The organism is Chryseobacterium aquifrigidense, assembly GCF_006716485.1.
In the GTDB taxonomy this organism is placed as follows: Bacteria; Bacteroidota; Bacteroidia; order Flavobacteriales; family Weeksellaceae; genus Chryseobacterium; species Chryseobacterium vietnamense.
Genome location: NZ_VFPD01000001.1, coordinates 2,627,564 through 2,646,033 on the forward strand (window position 1 = coordinate 2,627,564; position 18,470 = coordinate 2,646,033).

The window sequence follows — 18,470 nt, forward strand, 5'->3', positions numbered from 1 at the left end:
TATTTTAGAATTATTTTTTGATGATGATTTCGAAAATATCATTGACTAGGGTTTCATAGTCCCCTTTTTTAAGCTGTTCTTTTGTTTTTGCAAAGGCTTTTTTGAGTTCACTTTCCGGATTTTCGTCATCCACAATTTCTGCTGATGCTACTCCTTTCAACTGAAGTACTGCATTTTTCAATGCTTCAATATCTGCATTTTCTTCTATATTAATTTTTAAATACTTCATAATTTATTTTTAAGCATTTTACATTGATGATTTACTACCAGTCAGTAAGCCGCTTTACAAAAAGGAGTTCAAACGACCGGAGTTGTTCTTTCAAATGTAAGAAACAATTACCAAAAGAAAGTGCGCTAAAGTATTTATATTCTGATTTCCCAACTAATGGGTACAGGTAATGCTGTCTACTCATATTAAAAATGATAGACGTAAATAAAAAAATAAAGTAATATAAGAATATTAAATCGCTACAGGAGCTTTGATTCCCGGATGTGGATCATAATTTTCTAAGGTAAAGTCTTCGAAATCGAAATCAAAGATATCTTTAACATCAGGGTTTAGTTTCATTGTTGGAAGTGCTCTTGGCTCTCTTCCAAGTTGTCTGTTTACCTGCTCAAAGTGATTATTATAGATATGAACATCTCCGAAGCTGTGCACATAATCTCCTACTTCAAGATCACAAACCTGTGCGACCATCATCAACAGTAATGCATAGCTTGCAATATTGAAAGGTACACCAAGGAAAACATCAGCACTTCTCTGATACAGCTGTAAGGATAGTTTACCATCAGCTACGTAAAACTGAAACAAAGCATGACAAGGAGCCAAAGCCATGTTAGGAATTTCTGCAACATTCCATGCGGATACAATCAGTCTTCTGGAATCCGGGTTCTTCTTGATCTGGTCAATTACTTCTGTAATCTGATCTACCACTTTTCCATCTGCACCGCTCCAGCTTCTCCATTGTGCTCCGTAAACAGGTCCCAGATCTCCGTTTTCATTTGCCCACTCATCCCAGATGCTTACTCCGTTATCATTAAGATACTTAATATTGGTATCTCCTTTCAGGAACCAAAGTAATTCGTAGATAATGGATTTCAAATGCACTTTTTTTGTGGTTACCAAAGGAAATCCTTTTGACAGATCATATCTCAGCTGATATCCGAAGACACTCCTTGTTCCGGTGCCTGTTCTGTCGGTTTTATCAGTTCCGTTGTCTAAAATATGCTGTAAAAGATCCAGGTAGTTTTGCATTTTGAATGAGATTTTAAGTTCCAAATTTAGTAAAAACCAACAAAAAAAGCACCCACTTTTATGAATGCTTTTTATACCGGTGATGTTTATTTTCTATTAAAGAACTGGATATCTGCAATCTAACAGATATTAATTTTACCATATATTTTCAATGGTCTGATGAATGGTATTAACAATGAATGTTTCTCCTGTTTTTTTACCATACATGACTTTCACCAGGGGTGACTCTGCAGAAACAGTCATGATTTTCTGGTTCCCAACAGTAATCTCTCCCATGGAAGCAGCTACATAAAATAATCCTTTATTGGTTTTTACCAGTGCTCCGTTCTGAACTTTTTCCGAAGGATCTGACGTTATTTTCTGCAAAACTGCCTGCTGATTCAATACTTCATTAAGTTGTCTCTGCAGATTATTGATTTCCTGCTGAAGCATTTCTCTTCCGGTTTCGTATTTGTCCCCCATTGAGCTTTTCGTATCGTTATTGGACGCTCGTGTTTCTGAAATAAGGTTTTCAAAATACCGGATTTTATCGGCAGCTTTTGCTTTGATGATATTGATTATTTCCTGTTTGTTCATTGTAATGGTGGATTTTTATTGCAGGGCAGATAAACCACCCCGTCAAAATCATAGATTTTGACACCCCTCCGGCGGAGGGGAATTGAGTACCTCTAAAGGCTAGTCGTTAAAATCTACTGTTTAAGCTAAGTTTCAAAGACAATATTTTTTATTTTTCAAATACGGCATAATCAGAAACTTTGAAACTAAAGTCTTTTCCGTTGCTGAAATCTCTTTTCGTTTTATCAAAAACATTTCTGAATATTCCTGATAAGTGTTCGTCTTCAATAGAAAAGTTAACAGGTTCTTTTGACATATTCAACACTACCAGTACTTCATCTTTTCCATTTTTTCTTACATAAGCAAGAATTTTATCATTGGCTGTGGTATTCAGGAGGTATGTTGTTACATTTGGATCACCTCCTCTTAAAGCAGGGTTGACAGCTTTTAAGTGCAATAATGTTTTATAGAAATCAGCCACCTGATAGGTATTGGTCCATTGGATGGCATCTTTTTCGAAAAATTCCAACCTTTTCATATTGGGAAGTTCCTGTCCTGAGTACAGTAACGGAACACCATTCCATATTGCAGAGAATACTGCCATTGGTTTTGTAATCACTCCATATTTCTCATATTCGGTTCCGTTCCATGAGTTTTCATCGTGGTTTGTGGTAAACCATGCTCTCATTGAGGTATCTCCGATATTAGAATATTGTCTCAACAGATCTTTTAATTCCTGAAGAGGCTCATTCTTTTTATAATAATCCGCAGATTTATGCATCCATTTCCAGGAATAACTGGCATCGAAAACTTTTCCATATTCCGGGCTTTCCAGTTCATCGAACTCTCCCAGCCAGAAAAGAGGTTTTATTTTTTCCACTTCGGGACGTGCCTGTTCCCAGAAATCAACCTCTACCCATGAAGCAAGATCACATCGGAAACCATCAATATTGGTTTCCTGTACCCAGTATTTCATGGCATCTATCATGGCCAGACGCATTTCCTTATTTTTATAATCCAGCTCAATAATATCATCCATTCCTGATGCAATATGAAACTTTCCATCGGGGTCTTTAAGATAAAATTCAGGGTGTTTTTTTGTCCAAACATGATCCCAGCCGGTATGATTGGCTACCCAGTCAATGATTACTTTAAATCCTAATCTGTGTGCTTCATTCACCATATCCTTAAAATCCTGCAGCGTTCCGAATTCAGGATTGATGGAAGTATAATCTGAAGCTGCATAAGGACTGCCCATACTTCCTTTTTTATTCTGCTGGGCAATGGGGGTGATAGGCATAAACCAAAGGGTTTTTATTCCCATAGATTTCAGACGGGGCATTTCTTTTGCAAATGCTTTAAAAGTTCCTTCCTGAGTATATTGTCTTATGTTTACTTCGTAGATATTTGTATTATGTTTCCAATCTTTTGGCAGTTCTGTCATCTTCCGGATATTTTTTTGAGTGGTACAGGAAACAATTCCCAGACCAATTACAGCTAACAAAATTAATTTTTTCATTAAACTATTTTTAACAAAAGTAAGGATTGTTTTTGGAGAAAAAGGATAAGTAGTATTTAGACTTATAAAAAATACTGGATCTATTAAAACCATTAAGAAGGATTTAAGAATAAAGTCTAGTTAAGATAAATCATTCTGATTTTTAAGCATAAAGCGAAGCTTATATTAACAACTTAATACCAATCTTAATGTTTCAAAAATAAAAGTTTAAAGAAATTCTGTAAAAAAATCATAAGTAAAACTCCATAAAAAAGCCCCGGATCAAAATCCAGGGCTGATATATTTTTATTGACTATCTTTCATCGTCATTGTCATCTTCCTCATCAAAGACATCGTCATTGTAATCTTCTTCTTCCTCATCATCAAAGCTGTCATCATCTTCATCTGAAAAGTTTCCACCCGCTACGAAATCGTCATCAAAACCGAATTCATCATCTACCAACGGCATTGCTGATTTCTTTTTGCCACCTGCAGCACCTCCGTTTTTGCTAGGAGCCTTTAATGGAACGTTTCCAAATCTGTATACGGTAATAGGATAATTAACTCCTTTTGTTTCTTCAATAACTTCTACAAGCTCGCAGAAGAACTCCCAAAGATCAAGAAGCCCATACTGGAACTGAGCTTTGTCCCCTACGTTTTCAAAAGCTTCATCAATATAAACATCTGACATGATCTCACCATCACCATCATCACTCATATCTTCCAATGGGACACTTTTTACGATTGTTCCGTCATCTTCTAACAGATTAAAAGTAGAAAGCTCGTCTCCCTGAAGACTGAATGCACTTTTAATTCCTAAATGTAAGTTCCATAACGTTTGTTTTCCCTTAACTTCAATATCACGGAAAATATCCTCTTTCGCATCTAATATTACGCGGATTTTGTAAACCATATCAGTTTCTTAAATTACTTTTTTGCCTTTATAATTATGATAAATCTCTGTTGCAAATATATAATAAATGACATGTGACAAAAAAATATTTCAGGATTTTTTAAAATATTTTTTTTTCTTACATTTTGCAGGAATTATTTACTTTTTTCGAGCATAAAACTGAACTTTGTGCCTTCGAGGTAGACACTTTCTACGGTAATGTTTTCGTTGTGAGCTTCAAGGATGTGTTTTACAATAGCCAGTCCAAGTCCGGAACCGCCTTCTCTTCTGCTTCTGCTGGTTTCCACACGATAAAATCTTTCGAATATTCTTGGAAGAATTTCAGATTTGATTCCCATTCCATTGTCTATCACCTCTATCAGTACTTTATTTTTCAGAATACTGGTTTTTACAATCACTTTTGCTTCCTGTCTGTTGGCATAATGAATGGCATTGGAGATCAGATTAATAAAAACCTGAGAAATCTTTTGTTTATCAGCTTCCACAAAGATCTGCGGATGAAGGGTCTGAATCTGTAATGTTGTATTTCGTTTTTCGGCTTCAAGATCAAGAAGGTCGAAAATTTCCTTGATCAGAAGATTAACATCGAATTTTGAAACGGTAAGATTAATTTCACCTGCCTCCAGCCTGTTAATCATATCAAGGTCTGTTACAATGGCAATCAGTCTTTCTACTGACTTATCGATTCTCTCCAAGTATTTATCTCGGATGGTAAGGTTATCTACTCCACCGTCTCTTAAGGTTTCTACATATCCCTGGATAGAAAACAGAGGTGTTTTCAGTTCGTGGGAAACATTTCCGATGTATTCTTTACGGTAACTTTCCATTTCTTTCATCATATCAATTTCTGATACCTGCTGTTGATTGAGATCTGAAAACCTTTCGCCAAGTTCTTTGATGGTGATATTTTCGTCATGGTTCTGTACGATTTCCTGCGGAAGAAATCCGGAAAGGCCTTTAACCTGTTTTCTGCTGTAGTAATTGAAAAGGAGTTCCAGTACTACACAGTTGATCAGGAAGATCAGGATAATACAGATGAAAAGACCCGTTTTGAACAAAGGGGTCTCATAATAGATATCTTTAAGTGAGTCAAATACAACACCTAAAAGGAGCATTACCAATGTCAGCAGACAGGAGGCAACGAGGGTAAGTCTGTAAAATTTCAATTTTACAACGTTTTAATGATTGAACGTAAAGTTAAGATTTTTAAATAATTAAACGATCAGTTTATACCCAATCCCTTTTAATGTCTGAATCGTATTGATTCCCAGTTTTTCTCTTAGTCTTCTGATGTGAACATCAATGGTTCTTTCTCCTACAATCACATCATTTCCCCAAACTTTTTCCAGAATCTCTTCTCTTTTGAAAACCTTTTCAGTATTGGAAGCCAAAAGGTAAAGCAAATCAAATTCTTTTTTAGGAAGAAGAAATTGCTGTCCGCTTTTGGAAACCCTGAAATTATCTTTATCAATAACAAGGTCTCCGATTTCAATAAGTTTAGCATTGTCAGACACCTGAGAGGTTAGCTGTAATAATGCATTTACTTTAGAAATAAGGATTTTCGGTTTGATCAGTTTTACGATGTAATCATTGGCACCTGCTTGAAAACCTGCTAATTGAGAAAACTCTTCGCTTCTTGCAGAAAGGAACACAATAAGTGTTTTTTGCAGTTCTTTCACTTTACGAAGTTCCTGACAGGTTTCTATACCATCTTTTTCAGGCATCATGACATCTAATAAGATAAGATCCGGAACAATTTCCTTCGCTTTTTCTATACCTTCGTTACCATTGGTAGCAGTATAGATATCATACCCTTCCTTTTCCAAATTGTAAGACAGAATCTCTAAAATGTCCAGTTCATCGTCTATTAAAAGAATTTTTTTGCTCATCTTCTAGTTTAAGAATTCCCACAAAATTAATTATTTCAATTGATTTCATCTATCTGCCAAATGTTAACTAATTATTAAAAAACAATATTTCGACTATAAATTATAAAATCAATAAAAAAATCAATAATTAAATATACACAAATCAAATATAGCGAATAATACTTAACATTAAAACAAAAATTATAATTATATAAATTAAACATCAATAACTATAAAATTCATCCATCCGTTAATACAAACTTCATAATTAATTAAGATTCTCCTAAAGTTTTCTTAAAAACTTAGCCTTTATTTTGCCCTTGAAAAAGAAGTAAAAGAAGTAATAATGAAAAAACAACTCCACAAGAGCATCATGCTACTTGCCTTGTTTTCTGCTGGCTATGCTTTTGCACAAAGTCAGATTTTGGAAGGTAGGGTATTGGACGAGAAAGATAACACTCCTATAGAAGGGGTAAAAGTAAAAGTAAATGGTCAGGAAGTAACCACTGACATTTCCGGCTACTACTCTATCAATCTTTCTCCCGGTGCCAATTACATCGTAACAGTAAGTTCTAACGGCTATAACAGAAAAGAGATCAGTGAAGTTATTATAAAGAATGAGGGTAACACTCATCTTGATATCGTTCTGGATAAGCCATCTACCAAAGAAAAAGAAATTGAAGGAGTTGTCATAAAATCAAACGCAAGAAAAGAAACGATAGCCTCTACAATCGGTTTACAAAAGAACGCAGGTGTAGTTTCTCAGGTTATTGGTGTTGAAGCAATCAAAAGGAGTCCGGATAGAAACACGGGTGAAGTTCTGAAAAGAGTTTCCGGAGTGAGTTTATTTGATGGAAAATATATTGTCGTTAGAGGTTTATCAGACCGTTATAACCAGGCGATGCTGAATGGTATTCAGTTATCCAGTACGGAACCAGACCGAAAGACTTTCTCTTTTGACCTTTTCCCTGCGAATGTTATTGAAACTCTTGTTATCAACAAAACTTTCATTCCTGAATATACAGGTGAATGGGGCGGTGCATTGATCCAGGTAAATACTAAGGATATTCCTAATAAAAATTTCTTCAATGTACAGGTAGGTGTAGGAGGAAACACCGCTACGATGGGACAGGAATTCCATATGCAGAAAGGTGGAAAATGGGACTTTCTAGGAATTGATGACGGTTACAGAAAACTCCCTACCAATATGCCTGCAAAGAATGCTTTCAGTATTCTGACTGAAGGTCAAAAAACAGAAATTGGTAAAGGATATACAAAAAATCTTGGCTATAACAGCATTGGTTATCCTGAAAACTTAAGTTTACAGTTAGACGGAGGTTTCAACACGAAATTATTCGGAAAAGATTTGGGAGTAATTGCTGTTTTGAACTATAGTAACAACAAAAGAAGAACGGAGTCTACCAACCGTTTCTTTACCATCAACAATCAGCTTGCTGATACCAACTTCGATTATTTTACAGAAAAATACAGCAATGATATTATTTTAGGAGGGATGTTGAACCTTTCTTTAAAGCTGAACAACAATAATAAAATTTCCCTAAAGAATATCATTACCAACAATACGGTAAACCACATGTCATTCAGAACAGGAAAGGACTTTGAATTTGATCCGATTAACGGAACAAACATCATGGCAAGGGAAATCGGATTTAAAGAAACCACTTTCTACAACTCTACCCTTTCCGGTAATCATAAAATTGATGTTCTTGGCGGATTGACCGTAAACTGGTATGGAAGCTTCGGAATCCTTGATCAGTATATTCCTTTGCTGCAGCGTTTACAGTATAATCAATATACGAACATGCCGGGAAGCCCTTATTTAGCCTTGATTTCTAATGGTCTTTCTCAAAAATCAGGAAGTGTATTCTACTCTACGCTAAGCGACTATTTATATAATGCAGGAGGTGACGTATCCAAGACATTTACAATGTTCGGACAAAAACAAACGATCAAAGGAGGGTATTTATTCCAGGTAAAAGACAGAATATACAACTCAAGACCATTTTCTGTAAGACTTGAAAACTTTAACCAGGGATTACTTTCCCAGCCTTTCGAAACGATTTTCAATCCTGGTAATTTCGGAACAAACGGAGGATTCACATTTGATGAAATTGCAGGAAACCAATACCGATATATTGCCAACACTATCCTTAACGCGGGGTATTTACAGTTTGACAATAACTTCACACCATGGTTAAGAGCGGTTTGGGGATTAAGAGTTGAAAACTTTGACCAATTGGTAGGAAGCACGAAGAAAAGTGATGACCGTTTTGTCAATACGCGTGTTACAGACTTCTTACCTGCTGTTAACTTAACATTCAAGGTAAATCCTAAAATGAATATCCGTCTTGCAGGTTCTCAGACTGTTGTAAGACCGGAATTCAGAGAGGTTTCTCCTTTGGCATATTATGATTTTGACCTTGGAGCAACGGTAATCGGTAACAAATCTATCGAAAGAACTAAAATCACGAGTGCCGATCTTCGTTGGGAATTCTACCCAAGAAACGGAGAAATTATTTCCGTGGCAGGTTTCTATAAAAATTTCAAAAAACCGATCGAATTATACTTCAACCAATCCGGGGTAGGAACGAGTAACACTTTCAACTACCTTAACGTAGATAAAGCTGATGCTTACGGACTGGAAGTGGAAGCCAGAAAAAAACTGGATTTTGTAAGTGCTCTTAAAAACTTTACGCTGGGTGGAAACGTAGCATTAATTAAAAACAGAGTAACAGATGAGGCGACTAACATAGACAGACCAATGCAGGGACAATCTCCATATACTGTGAACCTAAGTCTCCAGTATGACACTGAAAAATCAGGATGGTCTTCTACGCTATTATTCAACATGATCGGAAGAAGAATCCTTTATGTAGGAAATGATCAGGTACCACCAATCTGGGAAGCACCAAGACCTCTTTTAGACTTCCAGCTTGCTAAAAAATTATGGAGTAACAAAGGAGAGATCAAGCTGAATGTTTCAGATATCCTGAACCGTCGTGCCAAATTCTACCATGACCTGAATGATAACGGCAAGTATGACAGCAAAGATGCTCTTGCTATTGAAAGGCTTACAGGAACCAATATCAGTTTAACACTGGGATACAATTTTTAATTCACTCAACAAATAATCTAATAAATAATTTAATTCTTTATAACATGAAAAAGTTCGTTTTATATTCTTTAATGCTTGGCGCTCTAGTATCAACTACCGCATGTAGAAATATAGAAGAAGATGGACCTACCATTATTCAAAATGGAGGTAACGGAAACGGAGAAACTGAAAACCTAATTCTTTCAGGAAAAATCACTTCCAATACTACACTTAAAGCCAATAAAATCTATAAGCTAAGAGGACTGGTATATGTAACTAATGGAGCTACTTTAACTATCGAGCCAGGTACAAAGATTGTTGGTGAAGCCGATAAAAACGGAGCTTTGATCATTACAAGAGGAAGTAAAATAATGGCAGAAGGAACTGCTGCCAACCCAATTATCTTCACTTCAGAAAAACCAAGTCCTAAAAGAGGAGACTGGGCAGGTGTAGTTATCCTAGGAAACGCTCCTACTAATGCGTCTTTCGGAGGAACAAACGGAGTTGGAGAAATTGAAGGGGGTATTAACAACTCTGAAGGTCTTGGACTTTATGGTGGAACTAATGCTGCTGATAACAGTGGTGTATTAAAATATGTAAGAATAGAATATGCAGGATATGCATTCTTACCAGATAAAGAGATCAACGGACTTACATTTGGTGGTGTAGGTAACGGAACTACAGTAGATTATGTAGAAGTTGCTTATGCTAATGATGACAGTTTCGAGTGGTTTGGAGGAACAGTAAACTGTTCTCACCTTATTTCTTACAAAGGTCTTGATGACGATTTCGATACGGATAACGGTTTCTCAGGAAATGTACAGTTTGGTATTGCAGTAAGAGATTCTCAGGTAGCAGACGTTTCCGGTTCTAACGCATTTGAATCTGATAATGATGCCAACGGTTCTACTTTAACACCTCAGACTTCAGCTACGTTCTCTAACATGACGATTATCGGGCCAATCAACTCTGCCGCTCCCGGAACAATCAATGCTTTATTCCAGAATGCATTACAGATCAGAAGAAACTCTTCTATCTCTGTATTCAACTCTGTATTTACAGGATTCCCGGTTGGCTTATTCATTGATGCTACAAAAGGATCTCCAACAGATAACAATATCGTAGGAAACAAGTTATTCTTTGAAAACAACGTATTGGCAGGAAATACAACTCCTTTAAAATTCGGACCATCTACCTCTACGCCAACAACGTATACGTTGGCTGATCTTACTACATGGTTTAATGCTAAAGGAAACACCATCCTTGCTTCAACTGCTGATGTAAAACTTGCAGGTGCTTGGGCTCCAGCAGGAACTACACCTAACTTTACACCTACTGCAGGTTCTCCATTATTAACAGGTGGAGCATTTACAAACCCTAAATTGGCAACCTGGTTTACACAGGTTTCTTACAGAGGTGCTGTAAAAGATGCTACAGATACATGGTATGCAGGATGGACTAACTTTAACTTATAACATCATCATATAAGTACCTAGATTTAATTTCAAATAGAAGCCTCCGGAAGTATTTTCGGGGGCTTTTTTTTATCGTTATTATCCGATATGATGTTGGTCTCACGAAATTAATATTAAGAGGTGTTCATATTGTAAAAACAGAAAAAGGGAATATGAACAGTTATTTTTTAAATTGATCATGGGGATTTTATTGGTAGGTTGCTAAAGCCGGATGAATGTATTCTTCTATTTAATGGCTACAGCCCGTTCCTATCGATAGAGAAGAACCCCGAAACCCGAAACTCATAACCCATAACTCATAACTCATAACTCATAATAAAAAAAACGCCACCAGGAAAACTCCCGATGGCATTCACAAAAAACAAGTGTATAAAAAATATATATACTTCAATTAATTTCTCCAGAATAAATTCCCGTCGTTCATCAGGGCTTTTATTTCAGACATTCTGGAAACGGCTTCTGCAGAACATGAAGCGTCTGTCAGAACAATGGCTGCTTCATCCCCGGCTTTTGGCCACTGTTGTTTTCCTTTTTCATCGAGAGGAAGAATAATTTGGGTAGCAAACTGCAAAGCTCTTGACAGGGCATATTCCGTAGCATAACCGTACAGTTCTGCAATCAAATTGGCTTTCTGCAGCATATTTCCGGAACCGAACGTACTCCAGTAATCCTGTACATTGTCGTTTCCGATTAGTACATTCACTCCATATTTTTTCAGAGTGGGAATAGGCATTACTGTCCCTTTAAAAGGTACTGAAGAAGCAATTCCTACTTTTCCGGCAGCCAGTCTTTCCGCAATCTGTTCCGTTTCTTTGGGTGAAAGATGAGCTAAGGCAAACGCATGGCTTACAAATGTTTTTCCCTGAAGTACGGGATTTTCGATCGCTTTATCAATCAGATAATTGATGGTTTTCATTCCGGATTCTCCTACCTCGTGCAGGTGAATATCAATTCCTTTGTTGTGATCTAAAGCCAGCTGAACGGTAAAATCCATTACCTTTTCAATGCTTCCGTCTATACTTAAAGGATCCAGTCCGCCGATAAATCCTACACTTTTAAGCTGTGCTGCTTCTTTCATCAATGGAGCAGATTCTGTATAGTAAACTCCATGCTGCGGGAATGCCACCAGTTCAGCTTTGAAGGAATCTTTTTTATTTTCAAGTGCCTGTTCAAGATGTTCCAAAGATTTTAATCCTGATGTAGGATCAATATTAAAATGGGTTCTTGCAAAGTGAGTTCCATAATGCTGCTGCAGGCTGATCAGCTGCTCTGCCCTCTTTACGGAAGTTTTCAGCAATTCAGGGATGATTTCCTGTTCATAGGCGATCATATCTTTTACCGTTCTTCTTTTCGGAGAAAGTGCCTGCCACGGAAGACCATATAGTGTTTTATCCAGATGAATGTGCATGTCTCTGAAAGCAGGAAGCATCAGATAACCTTTTGCATCAATTGCTTGGGAAGCAGGATCATTGGCTTTTACTGTTTTTATTTTTCCGTCCTCAATTTCAATACTGAAAAGATCTGTTTTTGTTCCGGTAACCTCTTCATTTTCGTATTCAAAACCTGTTTCCAGGCGGACATTTTTTAGGGAATAGTTTCCTTTTGCAGTTAATTGATAGGGAAATTGCATGATTTAAAATTTAACTATACAAAATTAGCCCGACTTCATGTTAAAACCGGTGTATCAATTATGTCTTGTTTTGTACAGATTATTCTTTGAACTGGGAAGGTGTCATTCCCGTCTGCGCTTTAAAGAATTTGGAAAAGCTTGCATGATCATAGAACCCAAGATCATATACAATATCTTTCACAGACATTTCAGAAACTTTTAATAACCTCTTTGCTTCCAGCAAAATACGGTCCTGAATAAGAGATGAAGCTGAAGCATTGAGGGTTTTCTTGCAGACAATATTCAGGTAGTTGGCAGAAATATTCAGTTTATCGGCGTAAAAGGATACGGATCTTTCTGTTTTGAAATGTTCGTCAATAAGATGCAGAAACTTTGAAATAATAGGATTTGAGTTATAAACTTCAAAATCTTTGTAAGCACCTTCCACAGATTTACTCACCAGTAAACCAATCAGTTCACTTCTTTTTTGAATCAGTTCCCAAAATACTTTTTCTCCGTTCAGTTCTTTCTGAATGGCATGAAATTCATATAGAAAAGTTTCAAAAACTTCTTTGGAAAGATTGATCACCGGATGATTCTGGTAATACGATGCAGAAAACCTTAACGAAGGTAGAAAACTTTCAAACCAATCTCTGCTGATCATCAGCTGATATCCTATGGTTTCTTTTTCAATCACCCATTGATGTACCTGATCCGGAAAAACCAGATGAATCTGGTAATCCTTTACTTCATATTCTGTAAAATCTATGGTATGTGAGCCTGCTCCATGCTCAAAAAGATTGATGATAAAAAAGTCGTGCTTGTGTGGATCATCAATAGAACGTGCTCCGGAAAGCTCATTGAACAGCAGATTACAGCCTTTCAGCTGATTTTCACTAAATTCCTGAATTCCTAAAATTGGAAAATGATCTGTATGGTAAGCCACCCTGCCTGATTTTCTCTAAAATTAGTAAAATTTATGAGAGAAAAAATTAAAACAACCACAAAAGGGATAAAAGCTTTACATACACCACTTCTTCTTCAGTTTCTACTTCATTCCGTGGCTGTTTCTGAAAATCAACAATTGTTTTCAGGCTTTCATACCCTTTGTGGCTAAAAAACACAACTAAATTATATATATAAATTTGTAAACAATTATATCATTGGGTCTAAAAGACAACATTTCCATCATGCACCAATGATTCTACTTCTGAAATTCTTGATACGGCTTCTGCTGAACAGCTTGCATTGATGAGTACAAAGTCTGCCTTATCTCCGGATTTCGGCCATTGCTGAGTTCCTTTGTCATCCAGCGGAAGAATATTTCCCGTTGCAAGTTTTAAGCTTCTTGACAATAAAAACTCTGTTGAATATCCGTACAACTGAGCCATCAGGTTGGCTTTCTGAAGTACACTTCCTGTTCCGAAAGTATTCCAGTGATCTATGATACTGTCATTTCCTGTGAGAACAGTCACATTATGTTTATAAAGAGTTGGGATAGGCATAATCAGTCTGCCAAAAGGGATCGTGGAAACAATTCCAATTTGTGCTTCACTTAATTTTTCCGCAATTTCTTCCAGTTTTGCAGCTTCTAATTTTGCCAGAATAAAACAGTGGCTTACATAAGTTTTTCCTTTCAGAAAAGGATTTTCATTTACTTTTTTAATCAGGTATTCTACCGTTTTCAATCCTGAATCTCCGGTTTCATGAAGATGAATATCTATTCCTTTTTTATTGTCTAAAGCAAGCTGAACCGTGAAGTCAACCACTTTTTCGATATCTCCATCAATGCTGAACGGATCTACTCCACCGATAAAATCGATGTCCATTTTCGCAGCTTCTTTCAGATATGGTACGGAATCCGTATAGAAAACACCATGCTGTGGAAAGGCTACCAGCTCAGCTCCAAAGCTTTTCTTTTTGTTTTCTAAAGCTTTCTGCAGATTTTTTAAAGACTGAAGTTTGGAAGTCGGTTCAATATTCACATGGCTTCTTGCATAGGAAGTTCCCTTTGATTGCAGTAGCTCGATCAGTTTTTCAGCCTTGAAGGTAGAATTTTTCAGCATCTCAGGAAGCATTTTCTGCTCCAGTTCTATCATTCCTTTAACACCTCCGGTTCTTTTTCTAACTGCCTGCCACTTATCTCCATAAAAGGTTTTATCCAGGTGAATATGCATATCTTTAAATGCAGGAAGCATCAATAGACCTTTTGCATCTACAGCTTTAGCATTGGGCTGATTGGCTGTGATCTTTGTGATTTTTCCGTTTTCAACTTCTACATAAAACAGATCAGTTTTGGTGGAGGTAACTTCTCCTTCCCGGTAATTAAAACCTGTTTCCAGACGAACATTTTTAAGGCTCATTTTTCCTTTTGCTGAAATAGTACTGTCATTAAGGAAAGGTGATGCGGTCATGATACTGGGTATTAAAGTTAATCCCGCTACAGCCAGTGCTGAATTACGGATAAAATCTTTACGGGAGATGTTATTGTCTGAAGTCTTCATTTCCAATCTATTTGATACAAAATTAGAAAGAAGTACTCTGAACCAAGTGTATGGTTTATTACAAAATCTGTATGATTTATGCTTTGTGAATATTTATGTTTCAGATAGTCATTTTAAAAAGAAAATTTCCCCTGCAGAACACTCAGCTTATGCAGATTTTCATATATGACATGAGAAAATGAATATTTTAAATTAAAATTTGCCTATTAATTCAATCTGCGGGCTTAAAATTCTCAATATTGAAGTTACATTTCTGCATAAAAAAACCGGATTTAAAAATCCGGTTTCATTTATATTTATTTATTTGAATATTCAAATTTTCTTACTGCTTCCAGTGTCATATCAATTTCTTTATCCCTGATGGCATCACTGATGAAGTATGTTTCGTAACCGCTTGGTGGAAGATATACTCCATTCTGCAGCATCTGATGGAAGAAATTATTGAACAATGAATGGTTAGCTTCCTGAGCCTCATCAAAGTTGGAAACACTTTTGATATGGAAGAATACAGACATCATAGAACCTTTTCTGTTGATTCTGTGAGCAATTCCTTTCTCATTCAGAATTTTTCCGATTTCAAAATCCAACGTTTCTGTGGTCTTGTGTAATCTGTTGAAAAATTCGGGATCATTTTTAATAAGCTGAAGGGTTTTTAATCCTGCTCTCATTGCCAGGGGGTTTCCACTTAGCGTTCCCGCCTGGTAAACTCCTCCTTTTGGTGCAAGGTGATCCATAATTTCATTTCTACCTGCAAAAGCTCCTACAGGAAGTCCTCCTCCGATTACTTTTCCGTAAGTGACCAGGTCTGCTTTTACATTGAAAAGTTCCTGTGCTCCTCCGAAAGCTAATCTGAAACCGGTCATTACTTCATCAAAAATCAATAATGCTCCGTTTTCATCACAGATTTTTCTAAGATTTTGTAAAAAGTCGTTTTCAGGCAGTACACAACCCATATTTCCGGCAACCGGCTCTATAATTACTGCTGCAATTTCTCCCTGGTTATGGCGGAATAAATCCTGAACCTGTTCAAAATCGTTATAACGGGCTAACAAAGTATCTTTTGCAGTACCAGCAGTTACTCCCGGAGAATTTGGATTTCCGAATGTAGCGGCTCCGCTTCCCGCTTTGATCAGGAATGAATCTGAATGCCCGTGATAGCAGCCTTCAAATTTTACAATTTTATCTCTTCCCGTATATCCTCTTGCCAGCCTGATAGCACTCATACATGCTTCTGTTCCTGAAGAAACCATTCTGATCTGGTCAATATTCGGGACATTTTCAATGATGAATTTTGCAATTTCAGTTTCCAGTTCTGTAGGGGCTCCGAAAGAGAATCCTTTCTCTGCCTGTATTTTCAGTTCTTCCAGCACTTCAGGATGGGTATGTCCTAAAATAGCCGGGCCCCATGAGTTGATATAATCGATGTAAGTATTGTCATCTGCATCGGTAAGGTAAGCTCCCTTCGCCGATTTCATAAAAACAGGCACTCCTCCTACGGATTTGAATGCTCTTACCGGAGAGTTTACGCCTCCCGGAATGTATTTGTAGGCTTCATCAAATAAAGCCGAACTTCTCTGATACTTCATTTTCTCTTATTTTATTGTTTAACCCTCAAAATAAAGGGTTCCATCTTCTCCTGCATAATTCTTCTGTCCATCAATCACTGTGTAATATATTTGAAAAGGATTGCCATTTTTCCAAAGTGTAACGGCTGGTTCAAATTTTCCATATAAAACCTTATTATTGGGAAGAATTGTCATGAAAATTAAATTCTTATTGTTATTCGGATCAGGTTCTGAGAGAACCACTAACTGACTCGCTTCTACAAGATTGATCATCTTATATCGTATAGGATAAACCTCCCGAAAATGTTCGTCTGCTAATCCAAACAGCCCTGAATCGTTAGTCGTAAAAATATAAGGTTTTCCTCTATAAAACTGCCATCCAACATATGCTATTTCGCGTGTATTAATAAATATTTTCTTAAGTTTAGGAATATAAATCCCAACATAAGTATCATCTTTATTTATTTCGATAAAATCGCTCTTGTAATTCAGCTGGTAGTTGTCATCATCATATGGGACCAGCATGTCCAGGTCTTCATCATCAAGATCATTCCTGTTTAATGTTAACTTTGCATCATTTCTATAAAGCGGATCATTCTCCCAACCTCTGTCCCTTATTGGATAGTTTTCACGTTTAATATATTTTTCAAGACGCATTTTTGTTTTAATGGAATAATAATAGTAATCCCATCCATCAAACACCAGATATTTATCTCCGTCCACAGATATAGGCATATGAGAAATAAATGGCATGATCATCACTGCCCTTCTGTCTATAATTCCAAATTGTCCATTTTGTTCTGCATGAAAACCTCCTACAGATTCGTCGTAACTGCTTATGCTGCTATATTGTGGTTGCACAACTATAAATTTATTAATATCGCACAACCCCCACACTTTTCCTTTTCTGTAAGGAATATAATTTTGCTCCTGAGAAAATATTGTACATGACATCAATATCAGAAATATCAGCAGATATTTAGATTTGATATTTAAAATTCCCATTGTTTTGGAGTTATTATTAGTTTCGTGGTTTTTTGTCTATTAAATAAATCAGCTGTCCTGCAGAAGGCTGCTGTCCTTCATCCATCCTGTTTTTAGCATACAATTTATGTAATTTGATTCCGAATTTTTGGGCGATATCATGCATATCTTCTCCAGACACCGCTTTATAGGTTGCGGTATTTCCTGTAGAATTTTTTGACTCAAGGAAAACGATATCATTTTTCTTTAAAGTCTCATTTTCCAGTTCATTCCACTTCATTAGTCTGCTTTCGCTCACCTTGAACTTGCTGGCAATGAATTTTACATCGGTATCTTCAGGAATGATAATATATTTCAGCCCGTCATTCGGATGGCTTTTGATAAGAATAGAATTCAGAATTTCAGCTTTCGTTTTGATTCTTTCTACTCTTTTTTGTTGTTGTGCGTAAGAAGTCTGTTTGTAAGGAACTTCTACTGTAACAGGGTCTTTGACTTTTCTGATGGCTTTTGAAGGCTCCAGCTGTGCCATGAAAGTTCTGTCGTCTTTCAGATCCGGGTACATTTTAAGAACAGCATACAATACTTCATTAGAATTGGTATTGTCATATTCGTATAATTTATACTTTTCAATTTTGGTAATAAGAATTGAAGCATAGCGTGGATTGGTAGCATAACCCGCTTTTTTTAAACCGGTTGCCCACGCTCTGTAATCTTTCATATCCAGTTTGAAAAGGTTGGCGTAATATTTTCTTGTGGATAAAAATATAGAATGGTCTTCATAAGACTGTCTTGGATCATCGTACACACGGAAGCATTCGTTAGGTGCATCATCGGTATGTTTCATCGTTCTACCGGTCCAGTCTTCTTTACATTTTATACCGAAGTGGTTTTTACCTTCCTGTGCCAGTCTGCTCTGTCCACCTCCCGTTTCCAGTAATCCCTGGGCAAGGGTAATAGAAGCCGGAATTTTATATTTTTCCATTTCTTCTACGGCATATTTAGCAAACTTCTGAATATACTGATCTTCGGTTGCCCAAGTCTGGGCTGAAAATTTTGATAAAACTAAAAGGCTTATGGATAGAAAAAGTCTTTTCATCTTATAATTTTTATTGTTTTAAAATGAAAGATG

General features: G+C 36.6%; 16 protein-coding genes. 3 read left to right on the plus strand and 13 right to left on the minus strand.

Going from position 1 to position 18,470, the window contains the following annotated elements:
* Positions 1–10: 10 nt before the first annotated feature.
* The 7 genes from FB551_RS11685 to FB551_RS11715 form a co-directional block, all read right to left on the minus strand.
* Positions 11–229, minus strand: coding sequence for a hypothetical protein (locus FB551_RS11685; RefSeq protein WP_047434188.1), 219 nt, complete (start codon positions 227–229; stop codon positions 11–13).
* A 231-nt stretch (positions 230–460) separates the two neighbouring features.
* A complete protein-coding gene (locus FB551_RS11690) occupies positions 461–1,255 on the minus strand; it encodes a thymidylate synthase (RefSeq protein ID WP_047434191.1) in 795 nt (264 codons plus the stop codon).
* A 135-nt stretch (positions 1,256–1,390) separates the two neighbouring features.
* Positions 1,391–1,831, minus strand: coding sequence for a hypothetical protein (locus FB551_RS11695; RefSeq protein ID WP_142017624.1), 441 nt, complete (start codon positions 1,829–1,831; stop codon positions 1,391–1,393).
* Between the two features lie 148 nt (positions 1,832–1,979).
* Positions 1,980–3,329, minus strand: a complete 1,350-nt coding sequence (locus FB551_RS11700; RefSeq protein ID WP_142017626.1) for an alpha-amylase family glycosyl hydrolase — start codon at positions 3,327–3,329, stop codon at positions 1,980–1,982.
* 292 nt (positions 3,330–3,621) lie between these two features.
* On the minus strand, positions 3,622–4,221 hold the full coding sequence (locus tag FB551_RS11705; protein WP_047434196.1) for an IS1096 element passenger TnpR family protein: 600 nt from the start codon (positions 4,219–4,221) through the stop codon (positions 3,622–3,624).
* Between the two features lie 134 nt (positions 4,222–4,355).
* Positions 4,356–5,387 carry a sensor histidine kinase gene (locus FB551_RS11710; protein WP_047434197.1) on the minus strand — a complete coding sequence of 344 codons (1,032 nt, stop codon included), beginning with the start codon at positions 5,385–5,387 and terminating at the stop codon, positions 4,356–4,358.
* A 48-nt stretch (positions 5,388–5,435) separates the two neighbouring features.
* A complete protein-coding gene (locus tag FB551_RS11715; RefSeq protein WP_002977493.1) occupies positions 5,436–6,110 on the minus strand; it encodes a response regulator in 675 nt (224 codons plus the stop codon).
* A gap of 325 nt (positions 6,111–6,435) precedes the next feature.
* Here FB551_RS11715 and FB551_RS11720 point away from each other — a divergent pair, with 325 nt between their 5' ends.
* Positions 6,436–9,225, plus strand: coding sequence for a TonB-dependent receptor (locus FB551_RS11720; protein ID WP_034695118.1), 2,790 nt, complete (start codon positions 6,436–6,438; stop codon positions 9,223–9,225).
* Positions 9,226–9,269: 44 nt separating this feature from the next.
* Positions 9,270–10,679 carry a hypothetical protein gene (locus FB551_RS11725; RefSeq protein WP_047434199.1) on the plus strand — a complete coding sequence of 470 codons (1,410 nt, stop codon included), beginning with the start codon at positions 9,270–9,272 and terminating at the stop codon, positions 10,677–10,679.
* A gap of 391 nt (positions 10,680–11,070) precedes the next feature.
* On the opposite strand, the gene FB551_RS11730 is transcribed toward FB551_RS11725, so the two are convergent.
* Together FB551_RS11730 and FB551_RS11735 are read right to left on the minus strand one after the other, a co-directional pair.
* Entirely contained in the window at positions 11,071–12,309 is a 1,239-nt protein-coding gene (locus tag FB551_RS11730) for an amidohydrolase (RefSeq protein WP_142017629.1), read from the minus strand.
* Positions 12,310–12,388: 79 nt separating this feature from the next.
* The gene (locus FB551_RS11735; RefSeq protein WP_142017631.1) at positions 12,389–13,234 is read right to left on the minus strand and encodes an AraC family transcriptional regulator; all 846 of its coding nucleotides are present in this window, start codon (positions 13,232–13,234) and stop codon (positions 12,389–12,391) included.
* A 33-nt stretch (positions 13,235–13,267) separates the two neighbouring features.
* Between FB551_RS11735 and FB551_RS23270 the strand changes: the two genes are divergently transcribed.
* Positions 13,268–13,405, plus strand: a complete 138-nt coding sequence (locus tag FB551_RS23270) for a hypothetical protein (protein ID WP_167497847.1) — start codon at positions 13,268–13,270, stop codon at positions 13,403–13,405.
* Between the two features lie 52 nt (positions 13,406–13,457).
* Here the strand turns inward: FB551_RS23270 and FB551_RS11740 are convergent, their stop codons facing one another.
* From FB551_RS11740 to FB551_RS11755, 4 genes are all read right to left on the minus strand, one after another.
* Positions 13,458–14,792 carry an amidohydrolase gene (locus tag FB551_RS11740; protein ID WP_142017633.1) on the minus strand — a complete coding sequence of 445 codons (1,335 nt, stop codon included), beginning with the start codon at positions 14,790–14,792 and terminating at the stop codon, positions 13,458–13,460.
* 296 nt (positions 14,793–15,088) lie between these two features.
* Complete coding sequence (gene hemL / locus FB551_RS11745; RefSeq protein WP_142017635.1) at positions 15,089–16,378, minus strand: glutamate-1-semialdehyde 2,1-aminomutase; 1,290 nt, start codon at positions 16,376–16,378, stop codon at positions 15,089–15,091.
* A gap of 18 nt (positions 16,379–16,396) precedes the next feature.
* A complete protein-coding gene (locus FB551_RS11750; protein ID WP_142017637.1) occupies positions 16,397–17,362 on the minus strand; it encodes a hypothetical protein in 966 nt (321 codons plus the stop codon).
* A 16-nt stretch (positions 17,363–17,378) separates the two neighbouring features.
* Complete coding sequence (locus FB551_RS11755) at positions 17,379–18,437, minus strand: glucosaminidase domain-containing protein (protein ID WP_142017639.1); 1,059 nt, start codon at positions 18,435–18,437, stop codon at positions 17,379–17,381.
* Positions 18,438–18,470: the final 33 nt, after the last annotated feature.